Origin of the sequence: Lysinibacillus sp. FSL K6-4013 (genome assembly GCF_038630435.1) — a bacterium.
Lineage (GTDB): Bacteria > Bacillota > Bacilli > Bacillales_A > Planococcaceae > Lysinibacillus > Lysinibacillus boronitolerans.
The window spans coordinates 152762-171997 of sequence record NZ_CP152031.1 but is presented as its reverse complement, the minus strand read 5'-3'; the positions used below and the strand labels follow the sequence as shown (position 1 = coordinate 171997).

Here is a 19236-nt window from a genome sequence, read left to right as displayed (position 1 = left end):
ACATGTTTATTTTAGTAAATGCTTAATATCCTCATAATATGGTAGTGCCGTTAAAGCACCTGCTTTTGTTGCGGCAAAAGCGCCTAATTTGTTGCCAAAGCTTGTACAACGCACTAGTTCTTCTTTTGTTGTAGGTAAGCCATTGTAATGGACATCACGTAGGACACCTGCCATAAATGCATCTCCCGCACCTGTTGTATCCACAGGCACTACTTTCTCAGTCGGTACATGGATAACTTCACCATTAAGAACTGCATAAGTCCCGTTTTCTCCTACGGTAATTAAAATAATAGGCACTAAATAGCTATTTAATTGCTCGATCCCTTCTTCTAAGCTACTTGTCTCTGTCAGGAAGAATAACTCATCATCCGTTACCTTTAAAATATCCACATCCTCGAAAAATGATGTAATCGTTTCTCGACAAATTTCTTCACTGCTCCAACGTAATGGGCGAATATTTGCATCCATTGCAATAATTGCCCCCTTGTCCTTAGCCATTTCTACTGCTGCTCGTGTTGTAGCAAGGGCTGTTGGATGGAACATCGTGCCTGAACACACCGTTAAAGCAGATGCATGCTTAAAGGCTGCTTCATTTAGCTGTGATGGTTCAACTTGTAAATCGGGTGTTTCATCAACGTAATCCTTAAAAATTCGTTCACATGCTTCTGTTAGATGCACATATACACCACTCACACGTTTTGCTGGATCAAATACGGCATAATCCAGTTTTACACCCTCTTGGGCAAGCCCATCTCGTACAAACTGCGAGCCCTCGTCATCCCCTGTAATTGTAATCAACGCTGAAGGCGCACCAATGCGGCTAATACCCGCTGCAACATTGACCGTTGCGCCACCCATATATTTAGTAAAAGATGTGTTTGTTACATCATCTGCAATATAGTCAATAAAAGCATCTCCATAGACTAATATAAAATCCTTCTCTTGCTTTGTCATGATAGTCCTCCTGAAAGTCTAGTCATTATAGATTAACACGAAAATTGTCATTCTATAAAGGTTTTTACTTTTGGCATTTATTCATAAGGGGATGGATAGCTTGAGTCATCCCCTATCTTTGTTATACTTGCCTATAGAAAGGTAGGGATTATCAAAATGAGTATTACAATTCGACAAGCGCAACCACAGGATGCCCATGCCGTTGTGCCTTTAATTATCGATGCCATTGGCGATATTGCTAATCGCTTAACTGGCGAGCATTCAGCGGAGGCTGTTATGCAAGAACTGACTGTTCTTTTTCAACGAGAAGACAATCGACATTCTTATTTAAATACTTTTGTCGCTACTGAAAATGAACAGATTTTAGGAATTCTCGTTTATTATCACGGCGCACAAGCCGTTCACATGGATGCTAACCTTGTTAAATGGCTTGATGCAAAAAATGCACCATCCATTGTTATTGATCGAGAAGCACATGAAGATGAGGCTTACATTGATACAGTTTGCGTTACACCAGCTGCACGTGGTAAAGGAATCGGAACATTGCTTTTACAATTTGCTGAAGAGCTGACAAAGCAGCGTGGCTATACAAAATTATCATTAAATGTTGAAACCCAAAAAGAAGATGCTCGCCGTCTTTATGAAAGACTAGGCTTTGTTATTACAGAGCCTTGGTCAATAATTGATGAGCCTTTTTACCATATGGTTAAACAGTTTTAGGAAGTGAAGTGAATAACTAATATATGAAAAACAATTTGCTTTACCCTCTTTTGATTGTCATTGCATCTAGTAGTTACGGGATCTTGTCGACTATTGTGAAAGTAGCTATGCAGCATGGCTTTACATCAGCGGAGGCTGTATCAAGCCAGTATATTATTGGCTTTATACTCGTAATATCGATCTTTATTTTTACAGACAGAAAATTACCAAGACCGTCCAAGAAGGGCTTACTTATTTTAATATGTGCGGGAATTTTTACTGGGACGACAGGTATCGTGTACGGAGAATCTTTGAAGTATCTTCCTGCTTCTCTTGCAGTTGTCATGTTATTTCAATTTACATGGATTGGTCTACTGATTGATTGTGCCCTCCATAAAAGATTACCAAGTAGGCCTGAAGTAATTTCAATCGTCATCTTATTTATAGGAACGATTCTAGCTGCTGGTGTATTAAATGTAGATTTAAGTGACATCCCTATTCAAGGGTGGCTATTCGGTTTTACAGCAGCCGTTACTTTTGCATGTTTTATTCAATTTAATTCTCGACCTGTCGAGGGTGTTACTACCACATCAAGGGTATTAATCGTTTCCTCTGTAGCCCTTATTATGATCAGTATTTTCCTAAGCCCTGAGGTTATTTGGAACGGCAAACTATTCCTGCAAGGCCTGTGGAAATATGGACTAGCACTAGGTCTCTTCGGTATCATTTTACCGATTTATCTATTTTCGATTGCTATTCCTAAAATCGGTGGTGCGCTTGCTTCTATTTTAAGCGCCATCGAATTACCAGTGGCCGTTACTGTTTCTGTTATTGTATTGCATGAACCTTTAACTTTCGTACAAATTATCGGGATTGTTCTGGTGATTGCTGGCATGATGCTGCCAACCATTGTTGCACAGCGTCAACAAAAAGATAGCCTATCAGAAGCACATTCATAAAACGACAAAAACTCCTTAAAAATGGAAGGATTCCTTTTTAAGGAGTTTTTTTGAACTTTATTAAAATGCCATTGCTTACCAGTATGCACTTCGTTATGATGAATGCAAATGTAATTTTTTAATAATTCTAACATTAATATTCCCCTTCGGTATTATACTGCAATATGCAAGTAACTTACTTTAAGAAAGGGGAAGTTGATGAAAAAAGCCTATATTCTTGGTTTTTTCCTTATGTTAATGCTTTTTGTTTTAACTGCTTGTAACGGCAAAGATCAGCAAAAATCCACAAATGATGCAGCAAATAACGACGAAGCATCTGATGGTAAAAAAACAGAAGTAGTAGCATCGTCGCCTTCAGGCAAGCTAGTAATTTACACTGGACGTGACGAAGAAATGGTGCAAAATGTGATCGATCAGTTTAATGAAAAATATCCAGACATTGAAGTAGAATTTCTAACGATGGGTGCTCAACAAATTTTAGAACGTCTTCGTGGAGAGAAAGCCAATCCTCAAGCAGATTTTTGGTGGGGCGGAACGCAATCAGCTCTCATTGTTGGTGCAAATGAAGACTTACTACATGCTTGGCAGCCGAGCTTTATTGACTCAATTGATGGCGCACACAAAGATTTAGAAGGACGATGGTTCGGCGAGATGCTGTTACCAGAAGTAATTATGATTAATAGTGATTTACTAACAAAAGAAACTGGTCCACAGGACTGGGATGACTTATTAGATCCTAAATGGAAGGATCAAATTTTAATCAGAGGTGTACTTGCGTCAGGCACAATGCGTACGATTTATTCTTCGATGATTGTACGACAAGGTGCCGATTCACCTGATAAAGGCTATGAATGGTTACTACAATTAGATGCCAATACAAAGGAGTACACACAAGACCCGAATGCTTTGTATTTAAAGCTAACACGTCAAGAAGGCAGTGTCTCTCTATGGAATCTGCAAGATATTTTGTTAAAAAAATATACGACAGATTATCCCTTTGATTATATTTATCCAAAAAGTGGAGCCCCTATTTTAGTAGATGGTGTAGCAGTTGTAAACAATGCGAAAAATCTAGAAAATGCGAAACTATTTGTAGAGTTTTTATTTGAAAAAGAGATGGTAACACAATTAGCTAATGATTATTATCAAATTCCAACACGTTCTGATATCGATAAAGCCTCCATGCCAGAATGGTATCAGGAATTAGATTTAAAGACTTTCGATATTGATTGGCAGCTAATGTCTGACAAAGAAGCTGAATGGATGGAATACTGGGATAACAATATTAAAGGGCGAGGTAAATAGTAGAACGGGTAAAAATTCGGCTTATGTAGCGAATTTTTACCTTCCTGTATCATCTAGATTCTTTGTTGGAGAGGAGTTTATGATTGAGAAGTGTCAGAATCGAAAATGTCTCGAAGCAATTTGGTCAAGTGTATGGCGTGAAAGATTTAAATCTTGAAATAAAAGCTGGTGAATTTTTTACCTTTCTCGGTCCTAGCGGCTGTGGCAAAACAACCACTTTAAGGATGCTTGCAGGCTTTTATTACCCTACTAAAGGCAAAATTCTTTTTGATGAGCGAGATGTCACTCGACTTCAGCCCAATAAGCGCAATATCGGCATGGTATTTCAAAATTATGCCCTTTTCCCCCATATGACGGTTGATGAGAATATTGCATTTGGTTTACAGGTTCGAAAATTTTCAAAGGCTGAGATTCAACACAGGGTTGATCGAATTAGAGGACAAGTGCATCTTGCTGCTTACGGCAACAGAAAAATAAATGAGCTATCTGGTGGGCAGCAGCAGCGGGTTGCTTTAGCTAGAGCACTCGTGATAGAGCCAGATATTTTACTGCTAGATGAACCTCTATCGAATCTAGATGCAAAATTGCGTGAGGAAACACGTATTGAAATCAAACGCATCCAATCTGAGTTGGGAGTCACAACCATTTACGTTACACATGATCAAATGGAGGCCATGTCCATGTCTGATCGAATTATGGTCATGGAGGATGGAAATATTAAACAAGTTGGGACTCCTCAAGAAATTTATCATCAGCCCAAAGATCGTTTTGTGGCAAATTTTATTGGTGAAACTAATTTAATTGAAGGTTCAATCCAAGCTATTAAAGGGGAAAATGTACAAGTACGAACAGTAAATGGACATATTTTAACTGGGCGAAAGCAACAAAGCTCTCCCTCTTTAACGCATATGATTGGAGACAAAGTATTTATTTCTATTCGTCCAGAATCGATTCAACTTGGTACTGGGGAAAACACATTATCAGGAAAAATTACATTTGTTGAGTTTACAGGTATTAGCGTTAATTACATTGTAGATTTTACAGCGTTCTCACTTAAAGTAATGCTTATTAATTCTTATGACCAAATCAAAAAGATCGGTGAGGATATTACAATCCATATGGCACAAGATTCACTGTATTTTTTAGGGGAATAGGAGGAAGCCAATATGGAGAAACAGTCTGTAAGTGCGTGGACGCGAATATTTCATGCCAATTGGTTTGTCTATATTTTAATTTCGCCATTATTTTTAGTGTTGTTCGCCTATGTGGTTTATCCCTTCTATCAAACCTTCATCCAAAGCTTTGCAGGTGATGAAGCATTCTTTCATTATAAGAAATTTTTTGATATCGCTAGTCCAGCAAATTTAGAAGCTTTGTGGACCAGCATTTATATTTCATTTGTCAGTGTTATTTGCTGTGCACTTGTCGGGGTAACAATGGCCTTTTTACTAGAACGCTATAATTTCCCTGGGAGACGCATATTGTCTGTTTTAGTTTTGGTTCCAATGGCACTTCCTCCTTTAGTGGGTGTGCTGTCCTTTTCATTTTTATATGGAGATAGCGGGATTTTCCCACGAATTTTTCAGCATCTATTTGGGTTGGATCACGTGCCTTTTGCCTTGAAGGGAATATGGGGAGTCATCGTCGTTCATACATTCACAATGTATACGTACTTCTATTTAACAGCCTCTGCTGCAATTAAGGGCCTTGATCCTGCTCTTGAAGAGGCAGCTACTAGTCTGGGGGCGGGGCGTATTCGCGTATGGACAAAGGTTATTTTACCAATGCTCACACCTTCTATTGTTGCTTCATCCTTATTGGTGTTTATGATTTCTATGGCTTCTTATACTGCACCTTTGATGTTTGGTGTGGAGCGCACTATGACGATGCAAATTTATTTATCACGGACAAATGGGAATCTTGAGATGGCTGCAACACAGTCGATGATATTATCCTTTGTATCTATCACTTTTTTAATCATTATGCGTTGGTATCAAAATCGCCGAAATTATCAAAACCTGAGTAAGGGCATTAGCGTTCATCGTTCAGAGGTATCCTCAAAAAAAGTAAAGATTCTAGCAACAATGGCCTCTTTTGCTGGCACATTAATATTGATACTGCCTATTTTAGTGTTGATATTGATCTCCTTTTCTGTGGATGGCGCTTGGAAAACGCAAATTCTCCCGACCGACTATACAATCGATCATTATATTGCCCTTTTTACGGATGAACGCACATGGCGACCAATTTGGAACTCCATTCAAATGGGTGTCATTGCAACACTGGGTAATATCATCTTTGGTGTCGCGGCTGCTTATGCTATGGTGCGCTTAAATTTTAAAGGGAAAACCTTGCTCGACATTTTGATAATGGTACCCTGGGCTTTGCCAGGAACAGTTGTTGCTGTTAATTTAATTGCTGCCTTTAGTACAGAAAGTATCTTTAGTTTTAATCAAGTATTGATCGGAACATTTTGGATTTTGCCATTAGCCTACTTTATTCGACATTTACCACTTATTTTTCGATCAACATCCGCCTCTCTTGTACAGCTAGATCAATCGATTGAAGAGGCATCACGTGGCTTAGGAGCCAATTGGTGGTATACATTTAGACGTATTGTCGTGCCTTTAACATTCACCGGGATTTTAGCAGGGACACTCTTAGCCCTCGTGCAAAGCTTTGGTGAATTTGTTGCATCCATTCTAATTTACAGTACATCCACTATTCCATTGTCTGTAGCGATATTCCAAAAATTATATGCATTTAAATTTGGGACCGCCTGTGCTTATGGTGTCTTACAAATTTGTTTAATTTTAGTTGTCCTTATTATTTCTGAAAAACTATCAAAAGGCAGTGCTGGTACAGCCATCTAGCTGCCAATCTATTAGGGGGCCATGACAATGTTTGAAGATTTTCGCAACAAAACACAGCAGGAAGATGGGATGATATTCCCATCTAACATCTATCGAAAAATCGTTTTACAGCCAGCTTATGATGAGGCGAAGAAAAATTTTTTAACAATCATGCTACAAATCAATATTGCTCATTTGAAAATGTTAGAAGAACAAGGACTTGTAAAAAAAGATGAAGCAAAGCAAATTGGGATCGCTCTAAAAAAAATAGACTTAAATTATTATCGTTTAGAGGATTACAGTCCCCAATATGAGGATTTATTTTTCCGCATTGAAAATAAATTAATAGAGCTTGCTGGTGATATTGCTGGAAATCTTCACATTGGCAGAAGCCGAAATGATATGGGTATCGCCATTTATCGAATGACATTAAGAAAAAAACTATTATTATTAATGCGCGAATTACTTACATTACGCGATGATTTAATCGCTGCTGCAGAGGAACATATCGATACCATTATGATTGGCTACACACATACACAGCAGGCACAACCTACAACCTTCGCCCATTATTTAAAGGCTGTCATCGACCAACTAGAGCGTGATTTTGAACGCATGCAACATGTCTATAAAACAGTCAATCGTAGCAGTATGGGAGCCGCTGCCTTAACAACGACAGGCTTTAATATTAGTAGAGAGCGTATGCGTGAGCTACTAGCCTTTGATGATATTATCGAAAATGCATGGGATGCAGTTGCAGGCGCAGATTATATAGCTGAGGCTGCAAGTATTGTACAGCTTGCTGCACTCAATCTTGGCCGAACTTCTCAAGACTTTTTATTATGGGCTACTCAGGAGTTTAATGCGTTTACACTCGCAAGTCCATATGTGCAGATAAGCTCTATTATGCCTCAAAAGCGTAATCCTGTTTCTATAGAACATACACGCTCATTACTATCTGCGGTTGTAGGAGATGCAAGTACAGTATTACAGATGGTACATAATACACCGTTTGGAGATATCGTAGACACCGAGGATGATATGCAGCCTTATTTATGGCGTGCCATTGACCGCTTAATTGGCATTTATAAGTTGTTTGGTTCGCTTGTTGTCACAATGGATGTCAATAAGAAGAAGTTAAAAAATCGCGCTGAAAATAGCTTTGCAAATGTCACTGAGCTCGCTGATACATTAGTCCGTTCAGAGGGTATTTCATTCCGTCAAGCACATAGTATTGTTAGTAAATGTATTAAAGTTCTGCTTGCTCACGGAGAAGAATCATTAGCTAGTCTTACATGGGGACTTGCAAATACACAATCGAAATTGATCACGGGTAAGGAATTAACTATTTCGGAAGAGGATTTCTATAAGACATTAAAACCAGAATCTTTTGTTGGTGTGCGAACATTACTCGGTGGTCCCGCTCCAGCCACTATGAAAGCTGCTCTTGAACGCTCCAAACTGAATGCACATGATTTTTATGAGTGGATTCGCTTAAAGGAAAGTTCCATTATGGAAGCAGAAAAAGAACTAGCCGCCTTTCTAGAGGAATGGAATCAATGAAGCAATGGTTATTAATTATTGATGGTGGGGCGACAAAAACAGCATGTGCAGTCGTTCATGCTGAATCTGGTGACGTTGAATATTCTACATCCGCTAAAGGCTCTAATTATCAAGCCATTGGTGTTGAATCAGCTACAGCAATATTACAAGAGCTTTTAGCAAATGTTGAAACATTTTTGCAAAAGTATCCTAATTCTCAAATTGCTGTAGCTACCTTTGCATTAGCTGGAATTGATTCGCCGAAGGATCATACAGCAGTAGTGGCCATTGTTCAAAACGCTCTTCAGACCACACAGCTACAAGTCGATACATTGATTATTGAAAATGATGCAGAGGCCACACTCTTAGGTGTGACTGCTGGACAGGCAGGTGCTCTGCTCATTGCTGGAACAGGAGCTATTGCCTATGCCTATGATGGACAACAAATTGTACGTGCAGGGGGCTGGGGACATCGGGCTGGCGATGAGGGAAGTGGATATTGGTTAGGGCAGGAGGTAGTAAGAGCTATATTTAAAATGGAGGATGGTCGTGGTAAACCAACAATCTTAAAGGAAGCTGTCTATCAATCTTTAGGTATACAGGATGTTACAGAGCTTGCCGAATGGCTATTCCATCCTTCCTATACAAATGCACAACTGGCCAAGATGGGCTCCTTTGTGGCAAAGGCAGTCGAGCAAGAAGATGCTTGCGCCATCGAAATATCTCAACAAGCTGCCCATGAACTAGTCCTTCTAGCAAGCGCTGTATTGAAGAAAATTGACTATCAGAATGAACCATTTACTTTTTATTGTAATGGTGGTGCCATCAAGCATAATCCACTCATTTTAATGATTTTTACAGAGCAAATTACCTCCATGTATCCTCAAGTGGACATTTTACTTTGTCAGCATCAGCCTATTACTTATCTAATTGAACGTACAAAAAGGGCATATGACTGTTTATAAGTCATAGCCCTTTTCTTGTTTTAAAGTGCCATTCTCTTCAATTCATTTGTCGTAAAATAGAGATAGCCATCCTTTATAAATAAATCCTTCGTATCCTCCCTATTTAGTACCTCTTCTCCACTACCATCTGGACGAATCTTTGTTAAATACGCCCCTCGGGAATAATTACTAAAGTAGAGCCAGCCATCCGAATACACGATATATTGTGCACGGGAATTTGTGACACGCTTCGTCTTACCAGTTTTCATATCTAGTACATATAACTTATTGTCATCTGCAATATTACTATAAAACAATTGATCACCAACTTGTGCTGGGAAGTCAATATCATGATAATAACTATACATTGTGCTTGTTGCCTTAGGATAGTCTTCAGCAATCCACGTGTGATCCTTCGCCATTGTACGATCATCTACTAAAAAGTATTGGTAGCGTATTGCGCCCTTACGATCTGGTACTGGATCATTCCATGTCGTATCAAGATGATACCACTGTCCATCAAGTTTGACGAGATTCCACGCATGTCCCTCTTGACCTACATAACCCACGATATATTTTGTTTCAATACCCAATTTTTGAAGCATGGAGTGAGCAAGTAAAGCATAGCCCTGGCATACTCCTCCATGCTCAGCAAGAACAGTATAGGCGCTGTGTGGGCTAGAATTCGTTTGATCTGTATAGGAAGTATTGGCAACAATATAGTCATTGACAGCTCGTACCTTTTCTACATCCGTCATAGATTTTTTACTGATCTTAGCGATAATTTCTTGAACATTCATCTCTACATATGCAGCCTGCTCTGGCGTCATTAAATAGCTCTGTTCTCCATAAATAGTTGCTTTATTTCGCCCATATTCATATCGAATTGAATGCTTACTTACATGGCCGTAAACATAGTCATCTCGTTTGATAGCATTGTTATAGGCCTCTTCTACAATTTGTTCAATTCGCTGTGTATTCCCTTTATATTGAATTTCAAACTTTGGTGAAAAGCTATTATAATACGCATACATCGCATCAGCCATTTCCTTGGCATTTGTCACGACTAACTTTGTTTCAGGTTTCTGAATGGGTGGAGCTGCAGGGGCTACCTCCGCTTCATGTATATCTTCAATAGGCAGGGCTGTTTCAATTGAGGCATTATCTGAAAGTCTTGCCGTAACATCTACGATTTTCTCCTTTGTTGAAAGTAGCATAGTTTCTATTTCATCATTATTTGTCCAATCGATCACCTGCTGAACAGCAGCCTTACCAGCCGTATAAATGGGATCAATAAAAATAATAATAATGGCAATTATAGCTAATTTCTTCCACAAACTCCTCACCTCCAACCGTCTTCTTTACATTATATACAAAAAAAGCACAAAGAACTCATTTAAGGGTCCATTTGCGCTTGTTAATATTTGTTTGTTGATTTCCGAAAGTCTTTAATTACTCTACTTTATATTTTTGTTACGAATTCATAGCTTTTATCTACTTTTCACAACTAAATTAACTGCTTCCTGAATGGCTTCATTCATTTTTTCGCCATCCCCTTCAGCATTCTGAACACATTCCAATAGGTTTGTACTAACAATAACCCCAACTGTACGGTCTACAGCAGAGCGTACTGCTGATAATTGTGTAATGACTGCCTTACAGTCTTTTTCCTCCTCCATCATTTTCAAAATGCCACGTAGCTGTCCTTCCATCCGTTTCACACGATTTTTTACTTGATCTGAATATTCCATAACCATTGCTCCTTTTCTTATACTCGCTACGCTCTAATGAGTGATCGTTATTCTTTATCCTAGCTCGTTATTTTAAATTTAAACCTAGCCATTACTATTCCTTGGCTTTAAATAATTCATGAGCATTCTCGTAATAATGGTACCAGCGTTTGTTATTTCATCGTATTGGATTATTGAATTCTTCTTTATACGTAATTGTCCAATTTCTACCTCGAAAATTGGACACTTTCTTTTAAGTGCAGCAATTAACATATTTGTATCATAATCATAACGTTCACCTTTTACTTTTATTAGCCAAGGCAACTCATTTATCGAAATATAGCGCAAACCTGTTTGTGTATCCATTAATTTCTTGTGATACAGTAACTCAAAAAATAAGCTTGTTGCACGATTTCCCCAGTAAGAAAGAAATGTACTATCAGCTGAATGAAAGTTACGTACACCTAGCACAATCCCTTCAGAAAACACCTTTGTCATTGTTAAAACAAGCTTAACATCTTGTAAAGTATGTTGCCCATGTGCCCCAACTGTAAGGATACCATGGCACCTGGCTTGTTGTTCTCTTATATATGCAAAGGCGGTCTTAAGTGCGCCACCCTTCCCAATATTGCAATCATGCTGTAGTACTTGGCAGCGGTCAATTTTATTTAAGTTTTCAAAAATATCCTTATATTTTTGATCACTCCCATCATTGACAATGATGATTTGTGTAATAGTCGTTGCTAATAATTGATGTACATAGGTAATGAGTGATTGTTGTGGATTATATGCTGGTATAATAGCTGCAATATTTTTCATTTCGATCCCCCAACTAAAGGCTGACAGGTCCTCCGTAGCTACGAATCTCCCTTATATCAAATAGTATCATGTAACAGCAACAATTCAACTGATGAATCCCATTAAAACATATCAATAATATCGATTTTTCTCCGATATATGAACAAAGTGATTTTAGGAGAAGTATTTTAGCGGATTTGTAAGATTTGGTGCCATTTTATCTAGGTTAGAAGCATAGAGTCATTGGAAATGAAGCGAAGACATATTAAGAAGTGGGGGCTATTGTCATGCATAACATAATTATTGAAGACCAATGTCAGAACTTAATGTAGCAGTCCCTTACAAAATTAACTTAAAATTTACAGGATGCTAGTTTACTTGCTACTTTAATCTCAGTAGCATCTTTACAAAAGGCACTTTTTGTTTTAGAGGAAATTCTATATGAGACCTATCAGCTAGAAATGCATTCTGAGCAAAAAAGTACTTCTGTTTACACGTCATCCAGTCATGCATTTGTTATAACATTTGTTTTTTCGTTCACTACGCAACTGTTTACGCATAGCAATATCATCCGGACTCTTTTTTGTTGTTTCAGTTTTAGTACCATCAATCAAAATGGCCCCTTGGTCGATTTTGTTTTCTTTTATAAGTTGGTCATGGAAGTGCAGTAAACACTGGCGAATGAGATCTTTCTTACAGGATAAACCCGGAAACTCTGGTATGTAAGTAATTAGTGAATGGTGGACAAGAATATTTCTCACCCACCTAGCATTTATTGTTGAATTAAGATCTTAGATAGTTCTTCCCTATTGAAACCAATAATTGTCGAAACAGTCTCTCCAGCTTCTTTCACAATCGTTAAAGGTACACCTAAACCACCTAATTCTTCGAATTCTTGAAAGTATTGTTCGTTAGTATTAACCTCCCTTTCCTCAAAAACAATCCCTTTCTCTTTTAAGAATTCCTTTTGTTTAGTACAAAATCCACAACCGTTACTAGAATATACTATTACTTCCATAAAAAATCCCCCTTATCTTGTTATAAGTAATAAAGAAACCCAGCAATACGAAATAACAACCATTTTATAAAATTTATTTTCCAAAGTTAAAAGACCAAAGACCCATAAAAAATACTCCCCTTAGATAAACAGATTTTATTTTTTAATCTGTCTACCTAATAGGGAGCATATCAGTCCGAACTCAGGTCTAAAAAGTTGTTTAACTAAATATGTCTAACTTTTCTGGGTCAGACCAACCTCATAAAGGTGTTTATAAAATGGTTTACTGAAAGCCTCAGTTTAAGCTTAATAGTTACAAAAGGTGGCACTCGGATTTGAACCGAGGATAAAGGTTTTGCAGACCTTGGCCTTACCGCTTGGCTATGCCACCATGTAGGATATATTAATTAAAGAAGAAATACTACTTAAAATAACAACCTTTCAAAAATAAAACGATCAAAAAGATTTAATCACATCTTTTTGACCGTTTCGTAATCAATTGGATTTTTTTAAATTTTGTTTGTCACTAAAGCGTTGCTTCATATCCCAAAACCCAGGAACAGAATTGACATCATATTTTCTTATAGTATTAATGAGCTTAATAAGTAAATCCTGACGTAAATCTTCTCTATGATGTGGAGACGTTTGATAAAGACAATGTTTCAATTTAGGTTCAAAATAATTTAATATAGTTAATAAAGCTTTATCATCATGTTTTGATCTTTCTACAAGGGCAATTAATTCTTGTGACATTTATTTTCAGTCCCTTCTTAAATCCTTTATAACTTCTGATAATTGGTTAATACTTAGTTCAAGATTTTCTATTTTCTTTTCGAATCTAATAAACAGATATATTGTTATTGCAATAGGAAATCCAAAATTTCCGATGATCGTAAGCCATTCTGATGGTTCTATTATCATCAATAAGTCACCCCCTTTATTTATCCTTAACCTCCATTATTCTTTCGTTTTTCAATGTAAGTTAGCATATTTCCTAAAGCTTTCTTATGAGTTTTAGAGACCGCTTGCTGCGTTTTATTTAATATCAGTCCAATTTCTGTATCACTTAATCCTTCTGCATACGCTAAATTAATAATTTCCTTTTGCTTTTTGGTAAGTGAATTTAATGCATCATACAATACTGGACAGCTTATATGTTCATCGAGGTCATCGTTTATAACAACCTCCTCTAAAGGGTTGTATCCAGCTTGTTCGTCGGCTATTAAATCGAGAAATGTTTCTTGGTCTTCACTAAAATTAATTGGGGCATCTAAAGTAGTAGAAAATCTTGATTGTATAAGCCTCGTTCGTTTGTCGTAATTAATAGAATTAAATTTAAGTGTTGTGAAGACGATAGGCCTAACGATAAAGATAGAACGTTTACTTTTTCATTATTTGGGCCTGTCCAATTTATAGCATAATCAATGGCTTTAACCAATGAAGCTAACGTACCGCTTCCTTTATAATCTAATACTTTCAAAATAAGTAGACTAGCTTCAGGCGCTACTCCTACGATTCCTATACCGTTAATTGAAGCTGCTATTGTTCCAGCTACATGCGTTCCATGACCATTAAAATCTTCAAAAATAGAAGAGTCACCATTAGATTCTTTTGTAAAATTATACCCACCAATAATGCGATCCTTTAAGTCTATATGATGATAGTTACAACCAGTATCTAATATAGCAACAACTACATCTTTACCTTTATATCCTTGATCCCAAAAGTGCTTTGCTCCAATAAGAGAGATATTATTTGTTACTTTCTCTTTTAGTTTCTCTTCATCAAAAGAGTTTGAACCTAATATTAGTTTAACTTGAGTATCACTCACTCTCTAACACCTCCACTAATATTCATAAGATATATAGAAAAAGCAATTTCAAATATCACAACCTTTTCTAAAAAAATGAAAGCGTCAAATAGCGCCCCTGTTTTTAGGGGGCGCTATTATTATGTTATCTATAGATTTTTGAGAATATGGGAGCTACTTGGCACACCTTCTAACCAAGGCTGGATCTTCCTATAATTATAAAATAGGAATAATCTTTTGCAGACAGAGTTGGAATCTAAATAATGGCATAAGGTAGTACACTTTTATTTAACCGGACATTCTTTTGGTCGTGCTGCATCAGGAACGCACATACGACAAGACCACGCAGCGTTAAATACATGAATTGCACAACCTACACATACAAGACAAGTAACGACACCTGCACAAGTACAACAAGCGGAGATACAAGTACCAAACAGAAGTAAACACGAAGACCAGTTACTACAACCTAATTCTTGTTGCATACAGTCAGCCCATTTTAAAGAACAACTATCTCCTGAGGCAAAGATTGTAATTATTTCTCCCTCTTCATTGATTGCAGTCATATCATTCCCAATGATTACAATGGGATTAGAGTTAATTTCATCAAAGACTAAATAACCGACAGCATTATCATCTTTGTAGATAGGAAGAGTATACATATTCGTTGCTTCAACAAAAGTTTCGATTGCATTTTCAAAAACTGCTTTTTGTGTTTGAATAACTACCTCATCACTGTCAATAAGCGTATATCCTTCTGCAACTACATGTTTTGCAAGTCGATCAAGTTTTTCATTAGCTTTAGCAAGATTGCGAAGTGGAATTAAAAGTTCCGGGTTTTTTGTTGGAGTAGTTACATTAAGCATATAAATGTCGTTTAACTCTGTATATTGGACCTGACCATTTAAACCCTCATATGTTTTTGTGGGAACAGTAAATTGTTTACCAATCGTGTTATCTAACTTTCGAATTTCGCCACGATTCATTAAAGAAAAATCGACTTGATTCCCATGTAATTTTGAGAAATCAACAGCAAGATTTAATTTACTAGTTACTCGGTCCTTAATCTTTTCCACTACTGCTTGTTGTTCTTGATTATTTAATGATAATGCGTTAATAATTGTCATAAAAAAATTCCCCCTAAAATGGTATTTTTGTACGTACACCATATTAAGAAGAATTAAAATGAAAAATAACAACCTTTTGTTTGTTACTTTATAAATTGTTGAACTATTTGAGAAATCATAAATACTAATAAGCTAAAAATAATGGCTGCAACAATCGTTTCAAATGAATCAAACATAAAGAAACCTTGACTAATTCCCAAAGCTCCAATTATTAAAAAAACAATTATAAATACATAGGATATTGCCAACGACAATTTAATCTTTCCAAAAATTCGTTGATCGGCTACTACATAACTGCTATTCCATCCATCTTTCTTTTTGTCAATTAAGAATCGAATGATTTGATAGCCTACAGACAAACTTGCAATTAACCATATAATCCAAATATTATCTTCCCTACCATACGCGGAATAACTCATATACCCCAATGATAAGAATAAATATAAGTAAAAAATTAAGATCATCCATTTCTTTGACCGCATATATATTTACCCCCTTAAATCCTTTATTCAACTTTATCATCAAAAAAGAATAGTTTTTCAATTGGCTCCTTCAAAACCGAAGAAATCATTAATACCACACCAATTGAAGGCTCATATTTTTGCTTCTCAATCGCAATAACGGTTTGTCTATGTACACCTATTTTTTCAGCAAATTCTTCTTGTGTTAGATTAAGTAATCGTCGAAAATGGCGCACATTGTTATTTACTTTGCTTTTTTTCAATTCACCCACCTCTAAATGTAGAGTATCATATACAAAATGTATTGTAAACTAGACATATTAGAATAGCGCGAAAATGGTACTTAAGTTATATTTTATCGTTATAAAGAGTAAAACCAAAAAACCCCAGCTTGTTATCGGGTTTGGTACACAAGAGTACCAAGAGGCTTCAAAATGGCTGAAAAATCTCTAGAAGTTATTCAATAAACATGAAAACCTACCGCTCCACAAATCGTGACACGGTAGGTTTCATTATTTTTTCATATCCACTTTTTGATTAATCATAAATGTTACAACAATAAATAAAGCAAAGCTAATTAATAGCGTAGTTCCTCCTACAATAAAGAAGACTAATGTAAAAGTACTACCGAAATTAAATGGATTTATATTGTAAAACCACATGCCTAATGTTAAGCCCAGAACACCCACAATAGCTGTCCAACCATGAATGGTTACTAATTTTTGTGATTTCACTTTGAAGGCTCGATAAAAAATACCCCAGGCAAACATACTAAGCCAGCCAACAAGTAAAATATGTGCATGTATCGGTCTATATTCATAACTACCTGATCCCGACATATGTGATCCTAAATATGTGCCAATTAAGGCAAAAATTGCCGCTAATCGAATAAGGCGTATGCTCCACTTTTGTTCCATACGATAACTCCCCCTATGTTTGTTTCAACTAAGTAGCAGTTTATCGCGTGAACATGAACTTTACATGAACTCCTTATGACAAAATTGGTAGATGGATATAAACCTTTGTGCCTGCATGCACTTTACTTTCCATCTGTATGGTCCCTCCATGTAGCTCAACAATTTGTTTGACAATCGCTAAGCCTAGCCCCGTCCCTTGCTTGGTTCTAGACGCATCGGCGCGATAAAAACGGTCATATACTTTTGCTAATTGATCCTCAGTCATTCCTATTCCACTGTCCTCAACAAGAATTTCAAGTGAGGCAGATTTTCTTTGTACATGTAGACGTATTTGCCCACCCTCTACATTATATTTAATGGCATTTGTCAGTAAATTATCCCATACATTTTGTAAAAGCCCTGCATCGCCATCAAAAATAATTTGCTCTAGCTTATATGATACTTGAAGCTGTGACTCTTCCATTTGCCAACGATACTTTCGTACGGTTTCCTTTAGCTGTTCATCTAACCGATAAGACTCACGTTTTACGATTCTTGTCGATTGATCAAGCGATGTTAATAATAATAATTGCTTGGTCAATGTAGATAGGCGTTTTGTTTCTAGCTCAATGATTGCTGCATATTCCTGTCTTTCCTGCTCAGTAAGGGAAGGATTTTTCAGTAAATCAACATACCCTTGAATATTTAATAAAGGTGATTGGAAGTCATGTGATACATTACTGATAAATTCCTTCCTTGTACGATCATTTTCCTGTAGTCTCTCAGTCATCCTATTAAAGCTTGCCGCTAATTGACCAATTTCATCTGCACGATCAATATCTAGAACTGTATCAAATTTTTCATGTGCTAGCTGTTGAGTGGCTGCTGTTAGCTTTGTAATGGGGCGAATTAATGCTTTAGCAAATAATAGCATGGCAAGTAGGCTCAGTACCGTCATAACCAACATTAATCCTGCAAGTATTGTATGCACCTCAGAAAACAATAAACGAATATCAGGTCTTATGAATAAAGCATAGGGCTTGTTTTCATAGGTAAATGGCACACCAATTGTATTATTTAGTTCATTAGCAAAAAAGCCTGTTACAAAGGTTTCTTTAGGGAAATCTCGCATACCATGATAGGTTTCTCCGTTTAAAACATGCTCAATAACAGATGCTGACAATGTTTTATCACGATATGGGCCGCCAAAAAAATGCCCCTCCTCACCAGTTGTTACATAAATTTGATAGCCAATCTCGCCCAATGTTGTCAAATAGCTATTTAAATCTTCTGGTTTGTCTGTCTCAATATAATGCACAATATCCTGTGCTATGCTAACATTTTTCGTATCATTTTTTTCTTTTACAACTTGATGGTAATAGGTATTTGTTACTAAAAAGCCCATACATAAGCTTCCAATCATTACTAGCATTGTTGTTACAACAAATTTACTATATAACGTTTTCATGTTGTTTCCTCTAGCTTATAGCCAACACCTCTTACTGTTGTAATTTCAACAGCCGTGTCATATCGATTTAATCTTTCACGAATCCGCTTCACATGCGTATTTAACGTTTGCTCATCTCCATCATAGTCATAGCCCCATACTTGTTCCATAATATAGCTACGAGTAAACACTTGATGGGGTCGTGATGCTAACAAAGCCAGTAATTCAAATTCTTTTAAAGGTAATATAAGTGTATTTCCCTCTATTACAACCTCAAAGCTTCGACGATCAATTACTAGTTTGCCTACTTGAATGGTTACTTGATTTTTTTTATCCAATCTCCTCAAAATCGCGGCTATACGAAATAATAACTCCTTTGGTTCAAAGGGCTTTACAACATAATCGTCAGATCCTGCTAAAAAGCCACGTTCTTTATCCTCTAGCTCCCCTTTTGCTGTTAATAATAAAACAGGGATATCATAATCTTGGGTTAAAGACTCTGTTAGTGTAAAACCATCCATTCCTGGCATCATTACATCGACAACAGCTAAATCAGGCAGACTCCCTTCAAGTAAGGCTAATGCCTGCTGTGCATTTTCAGCAAGTAACACTTGATAACCTTCCCTTGTAAGATAAATATTTACTAGTTGTAAAATATGAACATCATCATCAACAACAAGGATCTTCATCTGCCCACCTCCAGTTAATAAGAAAA

General features: G+C 36.8%; 21 protein-coding genes, 1 tRNA gene and 1 pseudogene. 7 read left to right on the top strand and 16 right to left on the bottom strand.

Annotated elements, in window-relative coordinates; genetic code table 11:
* Positions 1-6: 6 nt before the first annotated feature.
* Positions 7-954, bottom strand: a complete 948-nt coding sequence (locus MHB39_RS00920; RefSeq protein ID WP_016992406.1) for a carbohydrate kinase — start codon at positions 952-954, stop codon at positions 7-9.
* A gap of 156 nt (positions 955-1110) precedes the next feature.
* Between MHB39_RS00920 and MHB39_RS00915 the strand changes: the two genes are divergently transcribed.
* From MHB39_RS00915 to MHB39_RS00885, 7 genes are all read left to right on the top strand, one after another.
* Entirely contained in the window at positions 1111-1674 is a 564-nt protein-coding gene (locus MHB39_RS00915; protein ID WP_342545603.1) for a GNAT family N-acetyltransferase, read from the top strand.
* A gap of 23 nt (positions 1675-1697) precedes the next feature.
* Positions 1698-2612, top strand: coding sequence for a DMT family transporter (locus tag MHB39_RS00910; protein WP_016992408.1), 915 nt, complete (start codon positions 1698-1700; stop codon positions 2610-2612).
* 198 nt (positions 2613-2810) lie between these two features.
* Positions 2811-3917: an extracellular solute-binding protein gene (locus MHB39_RS00905; RefSeq protein ID WP_036075329.1), complete on the top strand. Its 1107-nt coding sequence runs from the start codon at positions 2811-2813 to the stop codon at positions 3915-3917.
* Positions 3918-4000: 83 nt separating this feature from the next.
* Complete coding sequence (locus MHB39_RS00900) at positions 4001-5071, top strand: ABC transporter ATP-binding protein (RefSeq protein ID WP_016992410.1); 1071 nt, start codon at positions 4001-4003, stop codon at positions 5069-5071.
* A gap of 12 nt (positions 5072-5083) precedes the next feature.
* Positions 5084-6790: an iron ABC transporter permease gene (locus tag MHB39_RS00895; RefSeq protein WP_342545602.1), complete on the top strand. Its 1707-nt coding sequence runs from the start codon at positions 5084-5086 to the stop codon at positions 6788-6790.
* A 27-nt stretch (positions 6791-6817) separates the two neighbouring features.
* A complete protein-coding gene (argH, locus tag MHB39_RS00890; protein WP_036075335.1) occupies positions 6818-8332 on the top strand; it encodes an argininosuccinate lyase in 1515 nt (504 codons plus the stop codon).
* The gene (locus MHB39_RS00885; protein WP_342545601.1) at positions 8329-9276 is read left to right on the top strand and encodes a BadF/BadG/BcrA/BcrD ATPase family protein; all 948 of its coding nucleotides are present in this window, start codon (positions 8329-8331) and stop codon (positions 9274-9276) included. The genes argH and MHB39_RS00885 overlap by 4 nt, the downstream gene beginning before the upstream one ends.
* A gap of 20 nt (positions 9277-9296) precedes the next feature.
* Here the strand turns inward: MHB39_RS00885 and MHB39_RS00880 are convergent, their stop codons facing one another.
* The 15 genes and pseudogenes from MHB39_RS00880 to MHB39_RS00810 form a co-directional block, all read right to left on the bottom strand.
* Complete coding sequence (locus MHB39_RS00880; RefSeq protein WP_339280557.1) at positions 9297-10601, bottom strand: transglutaminase domain-containing protein; 1305 nt, start codon at positions 10599-10601, stop codon at positions 9297-9299.
* Positions 10602-10745: 144 nt separating this feature from the next.
* Positions 10746-11006 carry a metal-sensitive transcriptional regulator gene (locus MHB39_RS00875; RefSeq protein ID WP_004233098.1) on the bottom strand — a complete coding sequence of 87 codons (261 nt, stop codon included), beginning with the start codon at positions 11004-11006 and terminating at the stop codon, positions 10746-10748.
* A gap of 84 nt (positions 11007-11090) precedes the next feature.
* Entirely contained in the window at positions 11091-11804 is a 714-nt protein-coding gene (locus MHB39_RS00870) for a glycosyltransferase family 2 protein (RefSeq protein ID WP_333006312.1), read from the bottom strand.
* Positions 11805-12555: 751 nt separating this feature from the next.
* A complete protein-coding gene (locus MHB39_RS00865; RefSeq protein WP_016992415.1) occupies positions 12556-12801 on the bottom strand; it encodes a glutaredoxin family protein in 246 nt (81 codons plus the stop codon).
* Between the two features lie 299 nt (positions 12802-13100).
* A tRNA-Cys gene (locus MHB39_RS00860) sits at positions 13101-13171 on the bottom strand.
* Between the two features lie 104 nt (positions 13172-13275).
* On the bottom strand, positions 13276-13533 hold the full coding sequence (locus MHB39_RS00855) for a helix-turn-helix domain-containing protein (RefSeq protein WP_016992416.1): 258 nt from the start codon (positions 13531-13533) through the stop codon (positions 13276-13278).
* A gap of 6 nt (positions 13534-13539) precedes the next feature.
* Complete coding sequence (locus MHB39_RS00850; RefSeq protein WP_016992417.1) at positions 13540-13701, bottom strand: YvrJ family protein; 162 nt, start codon at positions 13699-13701, stop codon at positions 13540-13542.
* A gap of 26 nt (positions 13702-13727) precedes the next feature.
* A complete protein-coding gene (locus tag MHB39_RS00845) occupies positions 13728-13919 on the bottom strand; it encodes a sigma factor-like helix-turn-helix DNA-binding protein (RefSeq protein WP_342545600.1) in 192 nt (63 codons plus the stop codon).
* Between the two features lie 218 nt (positions 13920-14137).
* Positions 14138-14503 (bottom strand): annotated as a pseudogene (locus MHB39_RS00840) (S8 family serine peptidase); the annotation flags it as partial.
* A gap of 371 nt (positions 14504-14874) precedes the next feature.
* On the bottom strand, positions 14875-15717 hold the full coding sequence (locus MHB39_RS00835) for a hypothetical protein (protein WP_312124568.1): 843 nt from the start codon (positions 15715-15717) through the stop codon (positions 14875-14877).
* 83 nt (positions 15718-15800) lie between these two features.
* Complete coding sequence (locus MHB39_RS00830; RefSeq protein ID WP_312124567.1) at positions 15801-16199, bottom strand: hypothetical protein; 399 nt, start codon at positions 16197-16199, stop codon at positions 15801-15803.
* Positions 16200-16222: 23 nt separating this feature from the next.
* A complete protein-coding gene (locus MHB39_RS00825; protein WP_333006310.1) occupies positions 16223-16450 on the bottom strand; it encodes a helix-turn-helix transcriptional regulator in 228 nt (75 codons plus the stop codon).
* Between the two features lie 240 nt (positions 16451-16690).
* Positions 16691-17095, bottom strand: a complete 405-nt coding sequence (locus MHB39_RS00820; RefSeq protein WP_016992424.1) for a hypothetical protein — start codon at positions 17093-17095, stop codon at positions 16691-16693.
* A gap of 73 nt (positions 17096-17168) precedes the next feature.
* Positions 17169-18542 carry a HAMP domain-containing sensor histidine kinase gene (locus MHB39_RS00815; RefSeq protein WP_258859466.1) on the bottom strand — a complete coding sequence of 458 codons (1374 nt, stop codon included), beginning with the start codon at positions 18540-18542 and terminating at the stop codon, positions 17169-17171.
* Entirely contained in the window at positions 18539-19210 is a 672-nt protein-coding gene (locus MHB39_RS00810) for a response regulator transcription factor (RefSeq protein ID WP_036075344.1), read from the bottom strand. The genes MHB39_RS00815 and MHB39_RS00810 overlap by 4 nt, the downstream gene beginning before the upstream one ends.
* Positions 19211-19236: the final 26 nt, after the last annotated feature.

Coding starts and splice junctions, on each gene's coding strand:
- MHB39_RS00905 (WP_036075329.1), top strand. CDS start 2,811: ATGAAAAAAGCCTATATTCTTGGTTTTTTCCTTATGTTAATGCTTTTT.
- MHB39_RS00850 (WP_016992417.1), bottom strand. CDS start 13,701: ATGATAATAGAACCATCAGAATGGCTTACGATCATCGGAAATTTTGGA.
- MHB39_RS00870 (WP_333006312.1), bottom strand. CDS start 11,804: ATGAAAAATATTGCAGCTATTATACCAGCATATAATCCACAACAATCA.
- MHB39_RS00810 (WP_036075344.1), bottom strand. CDS start 19,210: ATGAAGATCCTTGTTGTTGATGATGATGTTCATATTTTACAACTAGTA.
- argH (WP_036075335.1), top strand. CDS start 6,818: ATGTTTGAAGATTTTCGCAACAAAACACAGCAGGAAGATGGGATGATA.
- MHB39_RS00820 (WP_016992424.1), bottom strand. CDS start 17,095: ATGGAACAAAAGTGGAGCATACGCCTTATTCGATTAGCGGCAATTTTT.
- MHB39_RS00885 (WP_342545601.1), top strand. CDS start 8,329: ATGAAGCAATGGTTATTAATTATTGATGGTGGGGCGACAAAAACAGCA.
- MHB39_RS00875 (WP_004233098.1), bottom strand. CDS start 11,006: ATGGAATATTCAGATCAAGTAAAAAATCGTGTGAAACGGATGGAAGGA.
- MHB39_RS00920 (WP_016992406.1), bottom strand. CDS start 954: ATGACAAAGCAAGAGAAGGATTTTATATTAGTCTATGGAGATGCTTTT.
- MHB39_RS00815 (WP_258859466.1), bottom strand. CDS start 18,542: ATGAAAACGTTATATAGTAAATTTGTTGTAACAACAATGCTAGTAATG.
- MHB39_RS00865 (WP_016992415.1), bottom strand. CDS start 12,801: ATGGAAGTAATAGTATATTCTAGTAACGGTTGTGGATTTTGTACTAAA.
- MHB39_RS00915 (WP_342545603.1), top strand. CDS start 1,111: ATGAGTATTACAATTCGACAAGCGCAACCACAGGATGCCCATGCCGTT.
- MHB39_RS00895 (WP_342545602.1), top strand. CDS start 5,084: ATGGAGAAACAGTCTGTAAGTGCGTGGACGCGAATATTTCATGCCAAT.
- MHB39_RS00910 (WP_016992408.1), top strand. CDS start 1,698: ATGAAAAACAATTTGCTTTACCCTCTTTTGATTGTCATTGCATCTAGT.
- MHB39_RS00855 (WP_016992416.1), bottom strand. CDS start 13,533: ATGTCACAAGAATTAATTGCCCTTGTAGAAAGATCAAAACATGATGAT.
- MHB39_RS00835 (WP_312124568.1), bottom strand. CDS start 15,717: ATGACAATTATTAACGCATTATCATTAAATAATCAAGAACAACAAGCA.
- MHB39_RS00830 (WP_312124567.1), bottom strand. CDS start 16,199: ATGCGGTCAAAGAAATGGATGATCTTAATTTTTTACTTATATTTATTC.